Origin of the sequence: Azospirillum sp. B506, from assembly GCF_000333595.1 — a bacterium.
In the GTDB taxonomy this organism is placed as follows: domain Bacteria; phylum Pseudomonadota; class Alphaproteobacteria; order Azospirillales; family Azospirillaceae; genus Azospirillum.
This window is the reverse complement of sequence record NZ_BADK01000735.1, coordinates 15,069-34,395: the sequence shown is the minus strand read 5'-3', so window position 1 is coordinate 34,395 and position 19,327 is coordinate 15,069. Positions and strand designations below refer to the sequence as shown.

Here is a 19,327-nt window from a genome sequence, read left to right as displayed (position 1 = left end):
TGAGCTACGACGACCAGTATTTCGCGCTGAAGCCGGTGGAGAAGCGGCTTTACGAGATCGCCCGCGCCCATCTCGCCCGCGGCCATGCCTTCTGGATGGCGCTTGAGCCCCTGCGCAAGCGGGTCGGCTCCGACAACGACCTGCGCAAGTTCAAGAACGCGCTGGGGCCGGTCCTGGCCGCCGACCGCATCCCCGGTTACGGCGTCCGCATCGTCGAGACGGCGGAATACAAGGAGACGATGAAGGCGCGCGGCGCCGTTCTCGGCCGCGTGTTGAACGCCGACCTGCCGGTGCTGTTCTGGAAGAAGGACCAGGGCCAGCCGGAAAATTGGATCGACGTTCCCAAGGTCGAATACGACGAGACGGTGTAAATCGACCTCTCCCGCCTCTCGCACGAACTTTGTTTGTGCTGACGGCGTCAGGCGGATCGAAGATCCGCTGAGAGCCCCGGGAGAGGGAGTGTCTCCTCCCCATCCGGTAGACACCCGTTGCCGCAGTCGCGACGACTTGCTAGGGTTGCCGCAACCGGTGCCGGGGCAGGAGAACGGAGCGTGACAGGGGAACAGTTGAAGGCGTTGCGGGAACGGCGCGGCCTGACCCAGACGCAGATGGCGGCGTTCGTCAACGAGTTGATCGGCCGCAAATACGACAAGCAGCGGCTCAGCAAATGGGAAACCGGCAAGGAAGCCCTGCCCCGTGACGTGCTGGGCCGGCTGCTTCTGCTCGACCTCGAACGGCCGGAAAGCCCCCTGCCCCGTCGCGGCACCACTGTCGCCGTCGGCCTGCAGAAGGGTGGCACCGCCAAGACCGCGACCTCCATCAACCTCGCCTTCATCCTGGCGCGGGCCGGCAACCGCGTCCTGCTGGTCGATGCCGATCCGCAGGGCAACGCGTCCGTCCATGTCGGCGTGCCGCAGACCGACATCGTTGCGCTGACCGAGGCCGGCAAGGTTCTCTATCACGCGCTGATGGGCAAGACGCCCCTCGACGCGGTGATCCGCCCGACCAGTGTCGACGGGCTGGATATCGTTCCTTCCAGCATTGCGCTGGCGAGCGCCGACACCGAACTGCCGGGCAACCTGACCAATGCGCAGACCGCGCTGGCCGAAATGCTCGACGGCGTGCGGGAGCGTTATGACGTGATCGTCATCGACTGCGCTCCCAACCTGGGCGCGGTGACGATCAACGCGCTGACCGCCGCCGATTACGTTCTGGTGCCCTGCCAGGCGGAGCCGCACGCCATCCTCGGCGTCAGCGCCTTCCTCGACACCGTCGCCAAGATCCAGCGCCGCCTCAACCCGCGGCTGGAGGTGCTGGGCATCCTGCCGACCATGGTCAACCCGCGCCAGACCCAGGACCGCTCGTCGCTCGACGACATCCAGCGGCTGTGGGGCGACAGCCGCCGCGTGTTCCCGCCGGTGCCGCGCGCCACCATCTACGCCCAGGCGGCGGGCGCGAATGTCATCACGCTGGATGCCGACATCGGCGCGCCGGGGGTGGAGAGCTACGCCGCCATCGCCGCTGCGCTGCTGACCGCCATGGGACGCCTGCAGGAGACCGTCGATGCCGCCTAAGAAGCTGACCCGGCAGACCGCCGCCACCGTGCTTCAGGCCAAGGAGGCCGGCTTCGCCGCCGAGACCGACCGCATGTTCGGGCTGAGCGGCGTGCTGCCCCGGCTGGTCGAGGTCGATCTGGACGCGGTGGAGACCAACCCCCGCCAGCCGCGCACGGTGTTCGACGACGAGTCCCTGCGCTCGCTGGCCGACTCCATCGCCCGCCACGGGTTGCAGCAACCTGTCCTCGTCCAGGAAGGGGAGCAGAAGGGCCGCTACCGGCTGGTGGCCGGCGAACGGCGGCTGCGCGCCCACCGGCTGCTCGGCCGCGGCACCATCGCCGCCATCATCACCAAGGGCCGGCCGGAAGAGATCGCGCTGATCGAGAATGTCCAGCGCGTGGACCTCGACGCCATCGACCTTGCCCGCGGCCTGTCCCAGCTGATCGAGGCGCACGGCTACACCCAGGCGGAGGTTGCGGCGGCCGTCGGCTGTTCGGAGGCCGAGGTCTCCAAGCGCCTGAAGGTGCTGCGCCTGCCCGACGACATCCTTGCCGATTACCGCGCCAACCCCGACGCGGTGTCGCGCTCCGCCCTGGTCGAGCTGGCCTTCGTCGAGGATGAGGCGGAGCTGCGCCGGCTGTGGCAGACGGCGCGGACCGGCGGGCTGACCGTCGGCGCGGTGCGCGCCGCCCGGCCGGCGGCCTCCAGTTCGGCCGAGCCGTTGCGGGTGCTGGGCAAGGCGATCAACCGGATGGACAAGGATCTGGCCGCCATCGACACCGTCGCCCAGGCCTTGCAGCGCGAGCACCGCGAGCGGCTGCAGGCCCTGCGCGACCGCATCGACGCCCTGCTGGGGGCTTGAGGGATGGGCTGCCGCTGAGAGGAGCGGCTCTCCCTCTCCCCCCGGGGAGAGGGGATCTCCTCATGAATTCTGATCTGTGTGGCTCGCAGCATCATTGCGGTGATGAGGGCCAGGGCTTTCGAATACGAAAGCTCTCCTTGGTTGTCCTGCCAAGCGTCCACGCCCCAGGGTTGCTTTCGATTGCGAAAGCCTCTGGCGCTTGGCCAGGGTGACCGCCTGCCCTGCCCCGTGTTAAGGATTGCCTGGGAAATCATCGGGGTTACGGGTCAGCGATGCCGTCGGTGCGGAGACGACAGTTCCTTGGTCTGCTTGGTGGGGGCCTGCTTGGCGGCGGTCTGCTCGGAGCGGCCGGCCTAGCCGGGGCGTTGCCGCGTCCGGCGATGGCGGCGTCCGGCACCCTGCGGATCGGGCTGAAGTCCCTGCCCGGCGCGCTCAATCCGCTGACCGTCAACGATCTGGTCGCGCGTCAGGTTCTCGGCTCGATGTATGAAAGCCTGACCACGGTCGATCCCAAGGGCCGTATCCTGCCCGGCCTCGCCACAGCCTGGGAAGCGTCGGAGGATGCCCGGCGTTGGCGGCTGACCATCCGCGACGGCGTCACCTTCCACACCGGCCGTCCCCTGACCGCCATGGACGTCAAGCGCAGCTTCGAGGCTGCACTGTCGGGCGACGGCACCAACTTCGCGGTGCTTGCCCTGTCGAAGGTGCGGGGCTTCCGCGACCTGCGGGCGCGGACCGCCGCCGGCCTGTCGGGCATCGCCGTGATCGACGAGCGGACTTTGGAGGTCGCCTGCGACGAGCCCTGCGCCGTCTTTCCCTTCGCCCGACTGAACATCGTCGATGTCGAGGCCGCCGAGCAGGCGGGTCCCGACTGGTACCGCACGCTGTCGGCGGGAACCGGCCCCTATCGGCTGGTGCGGTCGAGCGATGGCATCCGCATGGATGTGGAGGCCAATCCCGCCTGGCGCGGCGGTTCGGTGCCGTTCGAGCGCGTGTCCTTCCTTGCCACCGGCATCGGCAACGACGGCATCACGCTGTTCAACGACAGCCAGATCGACTTTGCCTTCGTCGACACCGATGCGCTGCGCGGGGTGATGGACGACCCTGGCTTCAAACGGTCGCTGTCCAGCGTGCCGCGCATGCAGATGCGGGTGGTGGCGCTCGACCCGCGGCGGGTCAGGGCGTTCGGCGATCTGCGGGTGCGCCGCGCGATGTCGCTGCTGATCGACCGCGCGGCGATGGCGGAGCGCTTCTTCCGCGGGGTGGCGGCCGTCCACAACGGCGTCGTGCCGCCGGCCCTGCTGGCCAACGAACGGCTGGAGCCGCTGGCTTACGATCCGATGCTGGCGAAACGCCTGCTGGAGGAGGCCGGCTATCCCGACGGGCGCGGCATCGAACCCTTCCAGGTCACCGTCGTCCCGGAATACCGGCGGGAGTTCGTCTATTACGTCTCGCAATGGAACAATGCCGGCATCCCGGCGACGCTGGTGATGGCGCCGCGGCAGGAGTTCATCGCCCGTTCCCGCCGGCGCGATTACGACGCCTTCCTGTTCGGCTGGACCGCCACCTATCCCGATCCGATGAATTTCCTCGATGAGCTGTTCAGCAGCGGCAGCCGCTTCAACCCGGTCGGCTGGTCGAATGCCCAATTCGACGGCCTGATCGAGCGGGCGATGGCGATCCCCGATCCCCTCCGCCGGGCCGAGGTCTACAAGGACGCCGAATGTCTGGTGATGCGGGAGCTGCCGGTGATCCCGCTGGTCGTGCCGGACTATGTGGCGTTGCGTGGCAATGTGCTGAGCGACACCTTCATCACGCCGTTCGGCGGCCTGAATTTCGGCTGAGCCGTCCAAGGGCAGGGCGGGGGGAGCTGCCGGCGATCGATAGGAGAGGAAGATGAGCGATCCGGCCGCCCTCAGCCTCATCGTCGTAGTGATGCTGCTCCTTGCCTCCGGTGGACTGGCTTTGGTCCTCTACATCCGCATGAGGCTTTCCGCTGTCCGGCAAGGCCGGATCGAAGCCGATGGCGACGGCGAGCGTGTTCCCCTGGTCGCCGCATTTTCCGGATGGAAAGGGATTCCCTGGCTGACCCACTCGTCGAGCAACCTGAAGCCGACCCTGATCCTGCGTCCCGATCACATCGAATGCCGGGTCATCCGCACCCGCAGGAAGCGCTACCGGGCAGTGTCGAGGATTGATTATCGGGAAGGCATCGGAACGAACAACGTCGTTTTGGAATTCTCAGATTCGCGGTCGAGCTTCATCGGCAACACCGCCAGCCGGGAGTTGGCCCGCGACGTCATTCTCCGCCTGGCCCGGCGCGGCTGTCCCCTGTCGACCAGGGCACAGGCTCTGCTCGATGGCGGTTCAGATGAAGGCGGTCCCGACAGGGGCGGGCTGGACAGGAGCAGGCCGGACGGCGGTGGACGCGACTGAGGCCGGAATTATCCCTTCCGGCGGTGGAAGGGTCGGGGACGGCCCCGGCGGCGGTGTTGCTGTCCGATGCCGCCGCCCGGTCAGTCGGTTCAATCCGGCGGCTGCTCACCGTCCCGCGGCTTCTCGCAGGCAATCGGCGCCCTTGGCTTCGCGCAGGCAGTCGGCCTTCGCCGTCTCCCGCAGGCAATCCGCCGTCGCGGCTTCTCGCAGGCAATCGGCACCGGCGAACAGGCGGGCGCTGTCGGTGCGGGCGGCGGCCATGCGCCCGGCCGGGACGGTCACGCCGTTGTGGTGCAGATACTCGCCATAGACCGCCTCGCAGAAGCGGACATAGGCGCGGGTGTCGGCAACGATGAATTCGTGCCACAGGTCGTCGCAGGCGGCCGACTGCGGAACGATGTCGCGCTCCGGATGCTCGGCGCAGGCCAGCAGGAAGGCTTTCAACTGGGTCAGGGCGGTTTCGGACGTGCTGCGGGTCATCCCCGCGGCGACCGCGCGCTCGACGACATAGCCGAAGTCGAAACCGGCGATGATGTCACGGGCACGGGTGATGTCGGTCGTGGTGGCTGCGCGCATAGGATCCTCCGAAGTTGCTTGTCATTCGCCCTCGGACGGGGTGCAGGCTGTCCGGGAGCACTGCCCGGATGTTGTGACATAACATAACCCGGTATGTGAGATTATTTTGGGTCCTAAGCTTTCTGGCCGGACCGCCGGCCTCAAATGGTCGTGGTCTTATGCGGAGCGGCGGTGTCCGACGGCAGCGGCTTTGGCCGGGTCGCCGTCATCTGCTCCACCAGCACCGACAGCCGCTCCGGCATGATCGGCTTGGCGGCGACGGTGACGCCCATCTCGGCGGCGCGGGCGGTGACTGACCCGTCGAGCCGCCCTGATATCAGCACCGCAGGAATGCGCAGCCCGATCCGCCGCCACACCGTGTCGATGAAATCCAGGCCGTTCTCGGTGGCGGAGAGGTGATAGTCGGCGATCAGCGCGTCCGGCCGGATGTCGCCGCTCTCCACCGCGCGCAGGCCCTGGGCCACGGTGGAGACGCCGACCGCGCGATGTCCGGCGGAGTTGAGGAACATCGAGATGGCCGACAGCACGAACTGGTCGTCGTCGATCACCAGGATGGCGATCTCACCGGTCTTCGCCGTCGCGTCCGCCAGCGTTGCCACCCCAGGATCTGCCACAGCATCTGCCCCAGGGGTTGCCCCAGGGGTTGCCCCAGGGGTTGCCCCAGTGTCCGCCACGGCTGCCGCGGCCGCTCCGACCGGCGCCAGCGGCACGGTGACCGAGAAGACCGACCCCTTGCCCGGCGTGGAGCGCACCTTCACCGGATGGTCCAGCACGGCGGACAGCCGCCGCACGATCGACAGGCCGAGACCGATGCCGTTGTCGCGGTTGCGCTCCGGGTTGCCGATCTGGTGGAACTCCTCCCAGATCGCGTCGAGACGGTCCTCGGGGATGCCGATGCCGCTGTCGCGCACCTCGACGATCAGGTTGCCGCCGGATTCCAGGCAGGCGACCTGCACCTGTCCGCCGGGCGTGTAGCGGATCGCGTTGTCGATCAGGTTGCCGAGCAGCCGCAGCAGCAGCACCCGGTCGGTCAGCACCGGCGCGCGGTATTGCGGCACGGCGAAGGCCAGCCCCTTGTTGCGGGCGACCGGGCCGTACTGCGAATCCAGCGCGTCGAACAGGTCGGCGACCTCATGCACCGCCTTGTTGGCGCTGATGCCGCCGGCATCCAGCCGCGACACCTCCAGCAGATCGTCGAGCAGCTGCTTCAGCGTCATCACCACCTGTTCGATCTTGCGGGCGGAGTCCGCTACCTTGGGGTTGGGGGCGGTGGCGCGCAGCATGGCGGTCAGCATCAGCAGCGACTGGGCCGGCTGGCGCAGGTCGTGGCTGGCGGCGGCCATGAACTTGGCCTTCGAGGCCACCGCCTGCTCCGCCCGTTCCTTGGCGGTGCTCAGGTCGATGGCGTTCTGGCGGAAGGTGTCGAGCGCCTTGGCCATGCGGCCGATCTCGTCGTCGCGGTGGCGCACCGGGACGGTCACCGTCACGTCGCCGGCGGCCAGATCGGCCATGGCGCGGGTCATGCCGGCGATCGGCAGGGTCATGCCGCGCGTCGCCCAGATCACCCCCAGCACCACCAGCAGAAGCGTGACGGCGCCGACCCCGCCCAGCACCAGCACATGGTGGCGGATCGCCGCGTCGGTCGGCCCGGTGTCGAGCCGGACCAGCAGGGTGCCGATGGTGCGCGAAGCGCCGCTGCGGTCCTGGCGGGTCAGCGGCACGGTGGCGGCGGTGGCGGCCTCCTCCGCCACCCTGGCGGCGCCCGGCTTGCGGAAGGTGACGAAGCGCTCGCCATGGGTGCCCAGGATCACCGCCTCGGCGAAGCTGTCGATCGACCGCAGCGGGTTCAGCGCCGTCAGTGCCTCTTCCGGATCCAGATCCCACAGGGCGTTGGTCACGTCGTCCAGCACGATGCGGGTCGCCATCTCCGCGCGGATGGCCAGCTCGGCCCGTGTGCTGCGCACGTCGGCCTGGATCAGCACGGCCATCGGCACGGCGACCAGCACCGACACCAGCACCACCGCCGATGCCGTGGTCCGGGCAACCAGGCTCCGTGAGAAGATCTTCAAGAACATGCCGAAGCCCACCAGAACACAACGACCACGAATCATATGCCGGGCATCCTAGCCGAATCGCCGGCCAAACACGACGGCGACGTAAAAGCCGGCGGCCATGTCACTGCCATCGGTAATAGTGGTAGGAAGAAAGGCGGTATGACTGTTTCGAATCGTTTCTTCTTCCTGTTTAATTGCCTGTGTAAAGATTCGCTTCCGGTTCGGCCGCGGCCGGCCGGTGACGGAGCCGCTGGGGGGCGGAGCAATGGGAACGGGCCTCATCATTGCCCTTGCGCATGGCGTCGGCCTGCTGGCGCTGGTTCTGCTTGCCCACCGGTGGCTTCTCCGGCGGTTCGGCAGCCGGCGCCCGGTCTTCGCGCTGCTCTCCGCCCTGCTGGTCGGGGCGGCGGCCGTCCTCTCCCTGCTGTCCGCCCTGTTTCTGCCCGACCGCGACCTCGCCTTGCGGGCGATGGAGGAGCAGGCCCTGCCGCTGGCCGCCCTCGCCGCTCTTGGCCTCGGCCTGCTCGGCCTTCTGTTGGCGCGCGAGCACCGCCGCTTCGCCGCCGAGGCCCGGATGGCGGAGAACGCCGCGCTGTTCCGCGCGCTGTTCGACAGCTCCGCCGACATCCTCGTCGTCCTCCGCGTCGGCCCGGACGGCGTCTTCACCCTGCATTGCGCCAACGAGGCCGCGATGCGGGCGATGGGCGGCCGGCTGGCGCAGGCGGCAGGCAAGCCGCTCGACGCGCTGCTGCCGCCCGACCTCGCCGCCAAGGTGATGGCGGACCTGCAATCCTGCATCGACGCCGACGCCCCCACCCGCTTCGAGGAGCAGCACACCCACGACGGCGTCACCCGCTGGTGGGAGGTGTCGCAGGTGCCGATCCGCGACGAGAGCGGCGCCATCGCCCTGCTGTCGGTGGGCGCCCGTGACATCACCCGCCGCCACGAGGCGGAGCGGGCGATCCGCGCCAGCGAGGCGCGTTACCGTATGCTGGCGCGCAGCGTCACCGACATCATCGGCCGCATCGGGCTGGACGGGGTGCGCCGCTTCTGTTCGGAGGCGACGCGTGACAGCCTGGGCTGCCCGCCGGCCGAGCTGGCCGGCCGCCCGCTGGTGGAGCGGGTGCATCCTGACGACCGCGACGCCCTGGCGGCCGGCCTCGCCCGCCTGACGCCGGAGCGGCCGACGCTGAAGACGACCTACCGGCTGCGCCATGCCGACGGCCGCTGGGTGTGGGTCGAGGCGGCGGTGCGGCTGGTCACCGACGATTGGGGGGCGCCGCAGGATTACGTCAGCGTCGAGCGCGACGTCACCGCCCGCAAGATCATGGAGGCGGAGCTTCAGGACGCCCGCCACGCGGCGGAGGCGGCCAGCCGCAGCAAGTCCGAATTCCTGGCGAGCCTGAGCCACGAGCTGCGCACGCCGATGAACGCGGTGATCGGCTTCGCCGACCTGATCGCGCGGGAGTCGGAGGGGCCGGTCGGCACCCCCCATTACCGCGACTTCGCCGTGAACATCCGCGACAGCGGCCAGCATCTGCTGGAACTGATCAACGAGATCCTCGACCATGTCCGCGCCGAATCCGGCCAGCTGGTTCTCGACGACGATCCGGTCGATCTCGACGCCGCCGCCACCTTCGCCATCCGCCTGCTGACCCCGCGCGCCGCCCGCGCCGGCATCGCGCTCGACGCGACGGTGGATCCCGCCGCCCGGACCCTGCGCGGCGACGAGCGCCGCATCCGCCAGATCCTGCTGAACCTGCTGTCCAACGCGGTGAAATACACGCCGTCCGGTGGATCGGTGTCGCTGACCGCCGGCCCGGCGCCCGATGGCGGCCTGCTCCTGGAGGTGCGCGACAACGGGGTTGGCATCCCCGAGCAGGATCTGGACCGCGTCCTGCTGGCCTATGCCCGCGTCGCCACCCCGGAGAATCGCCAGACCGAGGGCGCCGGCCTGGGCCTGCCGCTGACCCGCCGGCTGGTGGAGCTGCATGGCGGCACGCTGACCCTGGCGAGCCGGGTGGGGCAGGGCACCACCGTCACCGTCCATTTCCCACCCGAGCGGGTCGCCGACGAGATGGGGCATGGCGCCGGCCGCGGCGTCCGGCCGACGGCACTCCGACCGGTGAGCGTCCGTCCCAGCCTGTCGATCCTGATGGTGGAGGACGACCACAACATCCGCGAGACCGGCTGCGCCCTGCTGCGCAGCTGGGGCCACCGGGTGATCGGCGCCTCGGGTGCCGGCGAGGCTCTGGTGGTGCTGCGCGGCACCGAGCCGCTGGACCTGCTGTTCAGCGACATCGTGATGCCGCCAGGCATGAACGGGGCCGAGCTGGCGCGCGAGGCGCGGCGCCTGCGCCCCGGCCTGCCGGTTCTGCTGGCGTCTGGCTTCGCCGCCCATGCGGTGGTGGCCGACGATGTGGCGATGGGCGGCTACGACCTGATCGCCAAGCCCTATGACCCGTCGGAGCTGCGCGAGCGGCTGGACCGTCTGCGTCCGCCGGCCCCGCCGACGCCGGAGGCCACCCCGGCCGCTGTCGCCGGCCCCAGCCCCGACTCCCCTGTCCCCCCCAACGCCGCCCCCAATGCCGAAGCGCTCCCGCCGCCGCTGCCGGCCAGGTCCGAGCCGCCTGTCCCTCCGCCCGCCGCCGCCCCGGCCGGGCCGGCGACCGGCTCCCTGCATGTGCTGGTGGTGGAGGATGTGGAGATGAACCGCATGCTGGCGGTCACGCTGCTGAAGCAGGCCGGCCACAGCGTGGTGGCGGTGGCGGACGGCGCCCAGGCGGTGGAGGCGGTGGCCCAGGCAGCGGAGGGCGAGCCGTTCGACGCCATCCTGATGGACATCAACATGCCGGTGATGGACGGTCTGGAGGCGACGCGCCGGATCCGCGCCATGCCGGGTCCGGTGTCGCGCGTCGCCATCGTCGCCCTGACCGCCAACACCTTCCCCGACGACATCGCCCAATGCTACGAGGCCGGCATGGACTGCCACGTGCCGAAGCCCATCGACCGCGCCCAACTGCTTGGGGAGATTGCGCGGTGCGTCGCTTCGCGGCGGGCGGTGGAGGCTATGGATGGGGGGTGGGGGTAGACGGAGAGGTTGCGACGGCGTCTGCCTTGCGCCGGAAACGGACGGAGCAGGTTTTGGGGTTGAGTGCCTGTCGGTGGACGTCATGCGGGGGCTGCCTGGGTGACGAGCCGCTTCAGGCGACGCGAGAGGATCGAGATGAAGGCGATCTCGGTTGGAATGAACACCCCGTCGCGGCCGTGGGCAATCGGCCTGACCGAGATGCCGAGCGCCTCGCCGGCTTTGGCCAGGCGCTGATCGCGATAGCCGAGGTCACCGATGGCCGGTCCCTGGAAACCGCGCCCGGCGATCTCTCGCAGGACCGGGACGATGCCCTTGGGGCCATGCACGTTTGCTGGCGCAGCATCGATCGCCAGCGGAATGCCGTACTTCTCGACGGCGAGATGGACCTTCACGCCGCGGATCTTCTTGCCGCCGTCCACGCCACGCACGAAGCAACTCGGGAGCGAGGGGCAGGTCCGGCCGTCGATCACCACGGTGCTCGGTTCAGGCGTGTTGCCGCAGGCCAACCGCCATGTGCGGCGCAACCGATCGAGCAAACGGCGCCACAACCTCAGTCGGGTCCTGCGGGCGAACAGAGTGTACAGCGTGCCGAAGGGAATGCCGGAGAGCTGGCCAATGGCACGCCACTGCATGCCGCAGAAGCACACGTACCACACCGCCATGACCGCCTTGCGCAAGGTGGCGCCGGCGAGCCCTGGCTTGGAGCCGGTTCCCATCGTCCGCGTCCCCTCCGCCGCCATGGTTGTCAACCCCGCCAACACCTCATCCACGAAGGCATCGACATTCGAGAATGCGTCCCAGGAGGCTGGCGTGGTGCTTGTGGGGCGAACGGCACTGCCCATAGACTGCTGCCCCGATGGCTGATGACGACGCTCACAGTCCTACCGGTCAGGACCAGCCAGTCACGAACAAGCTCTCAGGATACGAAATTTAGGAGTGCCTCAAGTTGGATATATATGAGCAAATACAAGAGTCTGTCGCAAAAAGATATGATAGGACCACGACAACGCGAAAAGCAATTGGTGACTTCATGTTAACGGATAATCACGCCGTTAACGTCAAGAGCAATAACCTGGATAAGCAAAACTATTCTCCAAACATGATATCGATTAATAAATTGCATAAGTGGGTGTTTGAGGATAGGAATCAGCTTAGCTTCATATTCGTCGATTATAGGATTAACAACGGGCGCATAGAAATTGTCTCGGAGTCTCAACTTATTCCGGTTGAATATATCAGTTGGGAATGCCTTTCCATAGAAGCTCAGGGATTTGGAGTGGTTCAGAAGGTTGGAAATTTGAAAATCGACCCCACGCAAACTAAGCGGAAATTCTATGAGGGCTTTATAATCGCCTATAAAAAATTCATGGATAAGGAGAGACGAAAACACGAGAAGTTCTGCACTCGGTTCATAACAGACCTCAGTACACTGTAAGCATCGGTGTATCTGCTCACCTGGCTGGCCGAGGGCGTGATGCCGGCGCGTTCTCCTGGCGCCGGTTGAGGGCCGGCCGGATGCCGCCCGGACGATGGAACAGCCGCCGGAAAACGTTCCACGCCGTTCCATCCCGCCGCCGGATGCGGCCGCTGCGGCCGGTCCCACCGGCACGGCTCCACCAGCGCGCTTGATCGGGCGGCCGAACTGTCCGACCCTGCGGGTCCGTTCGAACCCTTGAGGATCACGCGATGACCGCCGGCCCCGCCTTTCCCCCAGCCTTCACCTGCGTGCTCGATGCCCGTGCCAAGCTGGGGGAGGGGCCGGTCTGGTCGGTGGACGAGCAGGCGCTCTATTGGGTCGACATCAAGGGCAAGGCGCTGAACCGCTTCGATCCCGCCACCGGCGCAGCCCGTGCGATGGCCTTGCCGGAGGAGATCGGCTGCGTCGCCCCGCGCAAGGGCGGCGGCTTCATCGCCGGCCTGCGCTCCGGCCTGTGGCAGCTGGACGGGGAGGGGCGGCCGGTGACCTGCCTCGCCGCCAATCCGGAGGACCAGGGCGCCAGCCGCTTCAACGACGGCAAGACCGATCCCGCCGGCCGCTATCTCGCCGGCACGCTGGACGAGCCGAAGGCCGGCGGCAAGGCGCATCTCTACCGCTATGACCGCCGCGGGCTGGCGGTGCTGGCCGGCGGGCTGCTGACCTCCAACGGGCTGGCCTTCAGCCCGGACGGGCGGACGCTCTATCACGCCGACACCCCGACCTTCACCGTGCGCCGCTACCGCTACGACCCGGCGACCGGCGCCGTCTCGGACGGCGAGGTCTTTTTCCGGCTGGAGCCGAAGGACGGCGACCGCGGCCGGCCGGACGGGGCGGCGGTGGATGCCGAGGGCTGCTACTGGTCGGCGCTGTATGAGGGCGGGCGGGTCGCGCGCTTCTCGCCGGAGGGAGCGCTGCTGTCGGAACACCCGCTGCCGGCGCGCTGCCCGACCATGGTGGCCTTCGGCGGTCCCGACCTGCGCACGCTCTACGTCACCACCGCCAGCGCCGGCCGCCCGGCCGAGGAGCTGGAGCGGCTGCCGCAGTCCGGCGGCCTGTTCGCCATGACTGTCGATGTGCCGGGCCTGCCGGTTCCGCCCTTCGATCCGGACGCCTGAGCCAGGGGAGGGGGCATGTTCCGCAAGTTCATCTATCTGCTGGCCCTGGCGCGCGAGAAGCATTTCGGCCGCGCGGCGGAAAGCTGCCACGTCTCGCAACCGACCCTCTCCAACGCCATCCGCCAGCTGGAGGAGGAGCTTCAGGTCCCCATCGTCGAGCGCGGCCAGAAGTTCGAGGGCTTCACGGCGGAGGGGCTGAAGGTTCTCGAATACGCCCGCCGCATCGTCGGCGAGCGCGACAACCTGCGCCACGAGCTTCTGGCGCTGGCCCAGGGCGTCACCGGCCATCTGCGGCTCGGCGCCATCCCCACAGCATTGCCGGCGGTGCCGCATGTGCTGACGCCCTTCACCACCCGCTTTCCGCACATCCGCTCCAGCGTCGTCTCGCTCAGTTCGCGCGAGATCCAGCGCGGCCTCGACGAGTTCGAACTCGACGCCGCCATCACCTATCTCGACAACGAGCCGCTGAACAACGTCCGCACCCTGCCGCTCTACACCGAGCGCTATCACCTGCTGGCCCGCCGCGCCGATCTGGCGGAGGAGCTGATCGCCCAGGGGGCGGTGCCGTGGGAGACGGCGGCCGGCCTGCGGCTCTGCCTGCTGACGCCGGACATGCAGAACCGCCGCATTGCCGACACCGCCTTCCGCATGACCGGCCGCAAGGTGGAGCCGGCGATGGAGACCAACTCCATCGTCACCCTCTACACCATCGTCCGCGCCGGCACCTGCGCCAGCATCGTTCCGGGCCAGCTGCTGACCTTCGTGCCGCCGCACCCGGACATCGTCGCCCTGCCGCTGGTCGATCCCGACCTGAGCCATGTCGTCGGGCTGGCCTATGCCGACCGCGACCCGCCCTCGCCGCTGGCCAAGGCGCTGGCGGTGGCGGCAGCCGATGCCGACATCGCCCAGCGCGTCGCCATCGGCGTCGCCGACGCCATGATCCCCTGGCGGCTGGCGCTCCGCTGAACCGGCGGACTTGCGCTTGATAGCCAAAAGCTATCAGCCCATCGGAAAATACAATTTGCTGGCATACCGTATCCTCAGCCACTCTGATGATGCCGGGCGCCGAGAGACGTCCGGAAAAAAACCAACAGAGCCAAGCCAGAACGACGCCGACCTCAAGAGCGGCGCGGACGATCGCAAGGAGGGATACCCGTGAACGCTTGCCATCCGTGGAGCGCTGAGCGCGCCATGACGATTGTCGAAGACAATCGGCATCTGCGCGGCGCCCTGCTGCCGATCCTCCACGCCCTGCAGGAAGAGTTCGGCTATATCGACGAGGAAGCCATCCCCCTGCTGGCGACGGCGCTGAACCTCTCGCGCGCCGACGTGCATGGCGTGGTCTCCTTCTATCACGAATTCCGCCGCGAGAAGCCCGGCCGCCACACCATCAAGGTCTGCCGGGCCGAGGCCTGCCAGTCGATGGGCGCCAACGCTCTGGTCGACCACATCAAGAAGCGCCTGCAGGTCGATTTCCACGGCACCACCGCCGACGGCGCCTTCACGCTGGAGCCGGTCTTCTGCCTGGGCAACTGCGCTCTGTCGCCCGCCGTCATGATCGACGAGAACCTGCATGGCCGGGTCTCGCCCGACCGCTTCGACGAGCTGGCGGCCGAGACGCGGGCCAACCCGCACGCCCACAACCAGATCCCCCGCGCTCTCAGCCACTCCCACAAGGGGCACGCCCAATGAGCGGCCATCTGATCACCGTCTTCGTCCCGCGCGACTCCGCCGCCCTGTCGGTCGGCGCCGATGCGGTCGCCGCCGCCATCCGGGCCGAGGCTGCCAAGCGCGACCTGCCGCTGCGCATCGTCCGCAACGGCTCGCGCGGCATGCTCTATCTGGAACCGCTGGTCGAGGTGGAGACCCCGGAAGGCCGCGTCGCCTACGGCCCGGTCACTCCGGCCGACGTGTCCGGCCTGTTCGATGCCGGCTTCCTGACCGGCGGGGAGCATGCGCTGGGCCACGGCCTGACCGAGGAAATCCCCTATTTCAAGAAGCAGGAACGGCTCACCTTCGCCCGCTGCGGCATCATCGACCCGCTGTCGGTCGAGGATTACCGCGCCCATGGCGGCTTCCGCGGGCTGGAGAACGCGCTGGCGATGTCCCAGGCGGAGATCGTCAAGATGGTGACCGACAGCGGCCTGCGCGGCCGCGGCGGCGCCGGCTTCCCCACCGGCATCAAGTGGAACACGGTGATGCAGGCCAAGGCGGACGAGAAGTTCGTCTGCTGCAACGCCGACGAGGGTGACAGCGGCACCTTCGCCGACCGCATGATCATCGAAGGCGATCCCTTCTGCCTGATCGAGGGCATGACCATCGCCGCCATCGCGGTGGGCGCGACTTCCGGCTACGTCTACATGCGCTCGGAATACCCGCACGCCACGGCGACCCTGCGCCATGCCATCAAGCTCGCCTATGACGAGGGCTGGCTCGGCGACAACATCCACGGCACCAACCGCACCTTCCACCTCGACGTCCGTGTCGGCGCCGGCGCCTACATCTGCGGCGAAGAGACCGCGATGCTGGAAAGCCTGGAGGGCAAGCGCGGCATGGTGCGCGCCAAGCCGCCGCTGCCGGCGCTGGAAGGCCTGTTCGGCAAGCCGACCGTGGTCAACAACGTGCTGTCGCTCTGCTCGGTGCCGATCATCCTCGACAAGGGCGGCGACTATTACCGCGATTTCGGGGTCGGCCGGTCGCGCGGCACGCTGCCGTTCCAGCTCGCCGGCAACATCAAGAATGGCGGAATCGTCGAGAAGGCCTTCGGCATCACCCTGCACGAGCTGCTGTACGAGTATGGCGGCGGCACCATCACCGGCCGGCCGATCCGTGCCGTGCAGGTCGGCGGTCCGCTCGGCGCCTATCTGCCGCCCTCGCAGTTCGACCTGCCGAAGGATTACGAGGCCTTCGCCGCGCAGGAGGCGATGGTCGGCCATGGCGGCATCGTCGTCTTCGACGACAGCGTCGACATGGCCCAGCAGGCCCGCTTCGCCATGGAGTTCTGCGTCGCCGAGTCCTGCGGCAAATGCACCCCCTGCCGCATCGGCTCGACCCGCGGCATGGAGACGCTGGACAAGATCATCGCCGGCAAGAATGTCGATGCGAACCTCGAACTGCTTGCCGATCTCTGCGACGTGATGGTGGACGGCTCGCTCTGCGCCATGGGCGGCATGACGCCCTATCCGGTGCGCAGCGCGGTGAAGCACTTCCCGGAAGACTTCCGCAAGAAGCAGCACGCCGTCCGAGTCACCCACATCGCCGCCGAATAACGAGCGACCCCAGGAGCACCCGAGATGACCCTCATCCACGAGACCGACTACGGCACCCCGGCCCGCGTCTCCGAGACCCTGGTGACGCTGGAGATCGACGGCCGCAGCATCACGGTCCCCGAAGGCACCTCCGTGATGCGCGCCGCGATGGACGCCGGCATCACCGTGCCGAAGCTGTGCGCGACCGACAGCCTGGAGCCTTTCGGCTCCTGCCGCCTCTGTGCGGTGGAGATCGAGGGGCGCCGCGGCACCCCGGCGTCCTGCACCACCCCCGTCGCCCCCGGCATGAAGGTCCACACCCAGACCGACAAGCTGGCCAAGCTGCGCCGCGGCGTCATGGAGCTGTACATCTCCGACCACCCGCTGGACTGCCTGACCTGCGCCGCCAACGGTGACTGCGAGTTGCAGGACATGGCTGGCGCCGTCGGTCTGCGCAACGTGCGGTACGGTTTCGACGGCGAAAACCACCGCGCCGCCGCGAAGGACGAGAGCAACCCCTACTTCACCTTCGACGCCTCCAAGTGCATCGTCTGCTCGCGCTGCGTCCGCGCCTGCCAGGAAACCCAGGGCACCTTCGCGCTGACCATCGACGGACGCGGCTTCGCCTCGTCGGTGTCGCCGGGCGCCAAGGAAAGCTTCATGGACAGCGAGTGCGTGTCCTGCGGCGCCTGCGTCCAGGCCTGCCCGACCGCGACCCTGACCGAGAAGTCGATCATCGAGCACGGCCAGCCCGAGCACAGCGTCATCACCACCTGCGCCTATTGCGGGGTGGGGTGCTCCTTCAAGGCGGAACTGCAGGGCACCACGGTGGTGCGCATGACCCCGTGGAAGGACGGCGGTGCCAACGAGGGGCATAGCTGCGTCAAGGGCCGCTTCGCCTGGGGCTACGCCACCCACAAGGACCGCATCATGAAGCCGATGGTGCGCGAGCGGATCACCGACCCGTGGCGCGAGGTGTCGTGGGAGGAGGCGATCGCCTACGCCGCCGAGCGGCTGAAGGCGGTGCAGGCCAAGTATGGCCGCGGCTCCATCGGCGGCATCACCTCGTCGCGCTGCACGAACGAAGAGGTCTATGTCGTCCAGAAGATGATCCGGGCCGCCTTCGGCACCAACAACATCGACACCTGCGCCCGCGTCTGCCATTCGCCGACCGGCTACGGCCTGTCGCAGACCTTCGGCACCTCGGCCGGCACCCAGGATTTCAAGAGCGTCGACAAGTCCGACGTCATCCTGGTCATCGGCGCCAACCCGACCGACGGGCATCCGGTGTTCGGTTCGCGCATGAAGAAGCGCCTGCGCGCCGGGGCCAAGCTGATCGTCGTCGATCCGCGCCGCATCGATCTGGTGCGCAGCCCGCACGTCCAGGCCGAATACCATCTCCAGCTCCAGCCCGGCACCAACGTCGCCGTGGTGAACGCCATCGCCCACGTCATCGTCACCGAGGGGCTGGTCAACCGCGCCTTCGTCGAGGGCCGTTGCGATCCCAAGGAGTTCGCGAAGTGGGAGGCGTTCATCGCCGAGCACCGCAACTCGCCGGAGTACCTGGAATCGCGCACCGGCGTCCCGGCCGATCAGGTCCGCGCCGCCGCCCGCCTCTATGCCACCGGCGGCAACGCCGCGATCTATTACGGCCTGGGCGTGACCGAGCACAGCCAGGGTTCCAGCACGGTGATGGCGATCGCCAACCTGGCGATGGCGACCGGCAACATCGGCCGCGAGGGCGTCGGCGTGAACCCGTTGCGCGGTCAGAACAACGTGCAGGGGTCCTGCGACATGGGGTCCTTCCCGCACGAGCTGCCGGGCTACCGCCATGTCTCGGACGACGCCGTCCGCCAGGAGTTCGAGGCCGCCTGGGGTGTCACGTTGGATCCGGAGCCCGGCCTGCGCATCCCCAACATGTTCGACAGCGCGCATGACGGCAGCTTCCGCGGCCTGTTCGTGCAGGGCGAGGACATCGTCCAGTCCGATCCGAACACCAACCATGTCACCTCGGCCCTGGAATCGCTGGACATCGTCATCGTCCAGGACCTGTTCCTGAACGAGACGGCGGCCTTCGCCCACGTCTTCTTCCCCGGCACCTCCTTCCTGGAGAAGGACGGCACCTTCACCAACGCCGAGCGCCGCATCAACCGCGTCCGCAAGGCGATGCCGTCGAAGGTCGGCAAGGACGAGCATTGGGTCGCCTGTGCGCTGGCGACGGCGATGGGCTACCCGATGCACTACGAGACCACGGCCGAGATCATGGACGAGATTGCCCGGCTGACCCCGACCTTCCGCGGCGTCAGCTTCGAGAAGCTCGACCGCGTCGGCAGCGTCCAGTGGCCCTGCACCGGCTTCGAGGACGACGACACCGGCATGGCGATCATGCATGGCGAGAGCTTTGCCCGCGGTCTCGGCCGCTTCGTGATCACCGAATATGTGCCGACCGACGAGCGGACGACGCGGATGTATCCGCTGGTGCTGACCACCGGCCGCATCCTCGCCCATTACAATGTCGGTGCTCAGACCCGCCGCACCGCCAACGTCGCCTGGCATCCCGAGGATGTGCTGGAGATCAACCCGGTGGACGCCGAGATCCGCGGCGTCAAGGACGGCGACATGGTGTCGCTCGCCAGCCGCATGGGGGCGACCACGCTGCGTGCCGTCATCTCCGACCGCATGCCGGCCGGCGTCGTCTACACCACCTTCCACCACCCGGTGACCGGTGCCAACGTCATCACCACCGAGAATTCGGACTGGGCGACCAACTGCCCCGAATACAAGGTGACGGCGGTGCAGGTCGCCCGCAGCAACCAACCGTCGGATTGGCAGGTTGACTATGCGAAGAACGACGTCGAGCGCAAGCGCATCGCCGCCGCCAACGTGATCGCCGCCGAGTGACGGCCTGAGGA

At 68.2% G+C, this 19,327-nt stretch carries 14 protein-coding genes; 11 read left to right on the top strand and 3 right to left on the bottom strand.

What is annotated here, in order from left to right:
* From I71_RS22690 to I71_RS22670, 5 genes are all read left to right on the top strand, one after another.
* The coding region (locus I71_RS22690; protein ID WP_042698625.1) for a replication initiator protein A at positions 1-371 on the top strand (371 nt) is incomplete at its 5' end.
* Positions 372-551: 180 nt separating this feature from the next.
* A complete protein-coding gene (locus I71_RS22685; RefSeq protein ID WP_042698622.1) occupies positions 552-1,574 on the top strand; it encodes an AAA family ATPase in 1,023 nt (340 codons plus the stop codon).
* Entirely contained in the window at positions 1,564-2,418 is an 855-nt protein-coding gene (locus tag I71_RS22680; RefSeq protein WP_042698619.1) for a ParB/RepB/Spo0J family partition protein, read from the top strand. Before I71_RS22685 ends, I71_RS22680 begins: the two co-directional genes overlap by 11 nt.
* A gap of 272 nt (positions 2,419-2,690) precedes the next feature.
* Positions 2,691-4,262 (top strand): ABC transporter substrate-binding protein, encoded by a 1,572-nt coding sequence (locus I71_RS22675; protein ID WP_042698616.1) that lies wholly within the window; start codon positions 2,691-2,693, stop codon positions 4,260-4,262.
* Between the two features lie 52 nt (positions 4,263-4,314).
* Positions 4,315-4,854 (top strand): hypothetical protein, encoded by a 540-nt coding sequence (locus I71_RS22670; protein ID WP_199902238.1) that lies wholly within the window; start codon positions 4,315-4,317, stop codon positions 4,852-4,854.
* 105 nt (positions 4,855-4,959) lie between these two features.
* Here the strand turns inward: I71_RS22670 and I71_RS22665 are convergent, their stop codons facing one another.
* Positions 4,960-5,430 carry a hypothetical protein gene (locus I71_RS22665; RefSeq protein WP_199902237.1) on the bottom strand — a complete coding sequence of 157 codons (471 nt, stop codon included), beginning with the start codon at positions 5,428-5,430 and terminating at the stop codon, positions 4,960-4,962.
* A 140-nt stretch (positions 5,431-5,570) separates the two neighbouring features.
* Complete coding sequence (locus I71_RS22660) at positions 5,571-7,505, bottom strand: hybrid sensor histidine kinase/response regulator (protein ID WP_042698645.1); 1,935 nt, start codon at positions 7,503-7,505, stop codon at positions 5,571-5,573.
* Between the two features lie 244 nt (positions 7,506-7,749).
* Between I71_RS22660 and I71_RS22655 the strand changes: the two genes are divergently transcribed.
* A complete protein-coding gene (locus tag I71_RS22655) occupies positions 7,750-10,575 on the top strand; it encodes a response regulator (RefSeq protein WP_042698613.1) in 2,826 nt (941 codons plus the stop codon).
* 80 nt (positions 10,576-10,655) lie between these two features.
* Here the strand turns inward: I71_RS22655 and I71_RS22650 are convergent, their stop codons facing one another.
* Complete coding sequence (locus I71_RS22650) at positions 10,656-11,417, bottom strand: transposase (protein WP_083897329.1); 762 nt, start codon at positions 11,415-11,417, stop codon at positions 10,656-10,658.
* Positions 11,418-12,261: 844 nt separating this feature from the next.
* On the opposite strand from I71_RS22650, the gene I71_RS22640 reads away from it, so the two are divergent.
* The 5 genes from I71_RS22640 to fdhF all read left to right on the top strand — a co-directional run bounded on the left by I71_RS22640 (position 12,262) and on the right by fdhF (position 19,316).
* Positions 12,262-13,167: an SMP-30/gluconolactonase/LRE family protein gene (locus I71_RS22640; RefSeq protein WP_042698606.1), complete on the top strand. Its 906-nt coding sequence runs from the start codon at positions 12,262-12,264 to the stop codon at positions 13,165-13,167.
* A gap of 15 nt (positions 13,168-13,182) precedes the next feature.
* Positions 13,183-14,133 (top strand): LysR family transcriptional regulator, encoded by a 951-nt coding sequence (locus tag I71_RS22635; protein WP_042698603.1) that lies wholly within the window; start codon positions 13,183-13,185, stop codon positions 14,131-14,133.
* Positions 14,134-14,322: 189 nt separating this feature from the next.
* Entirely contained in the window at positions 14,323-14,859 is a 537-nt protein-coding gene (locus I71_RS22630; protein WP_083897328.1) for a formate dehydrogenase subunit gamma, read from the top strand.
* Complete coding sequence (locus I71_RS22625) at positions 14,856-16,436, top strand: NADH-quinone oxidoreductase subunit NuoF (RefSeq protein WP_042698599.1); 1,581 nt, start codon at positions 14,856-14,858, stop codon at positions 16,434-16,436. Before I71_RS22630 ends, I71_RS22625 begins: the two co-directional genes overlap by 4 nt.
* A gap of 24 nt (positions 16,437-16,460) precedes the next feature.
* Entirely contained in the window at positions 16,461-19,316 is a 2,856-nt protein-coding gene (gene fdhF / locus I71_RS22620) for a formate dehydrogenase subunit alpha (RefSeq protein ID WP_042698596.1), read from the top strand.
* The last annotated feature ends 11 nt before the right edge of the window (positions 19,317-19,327 follow it).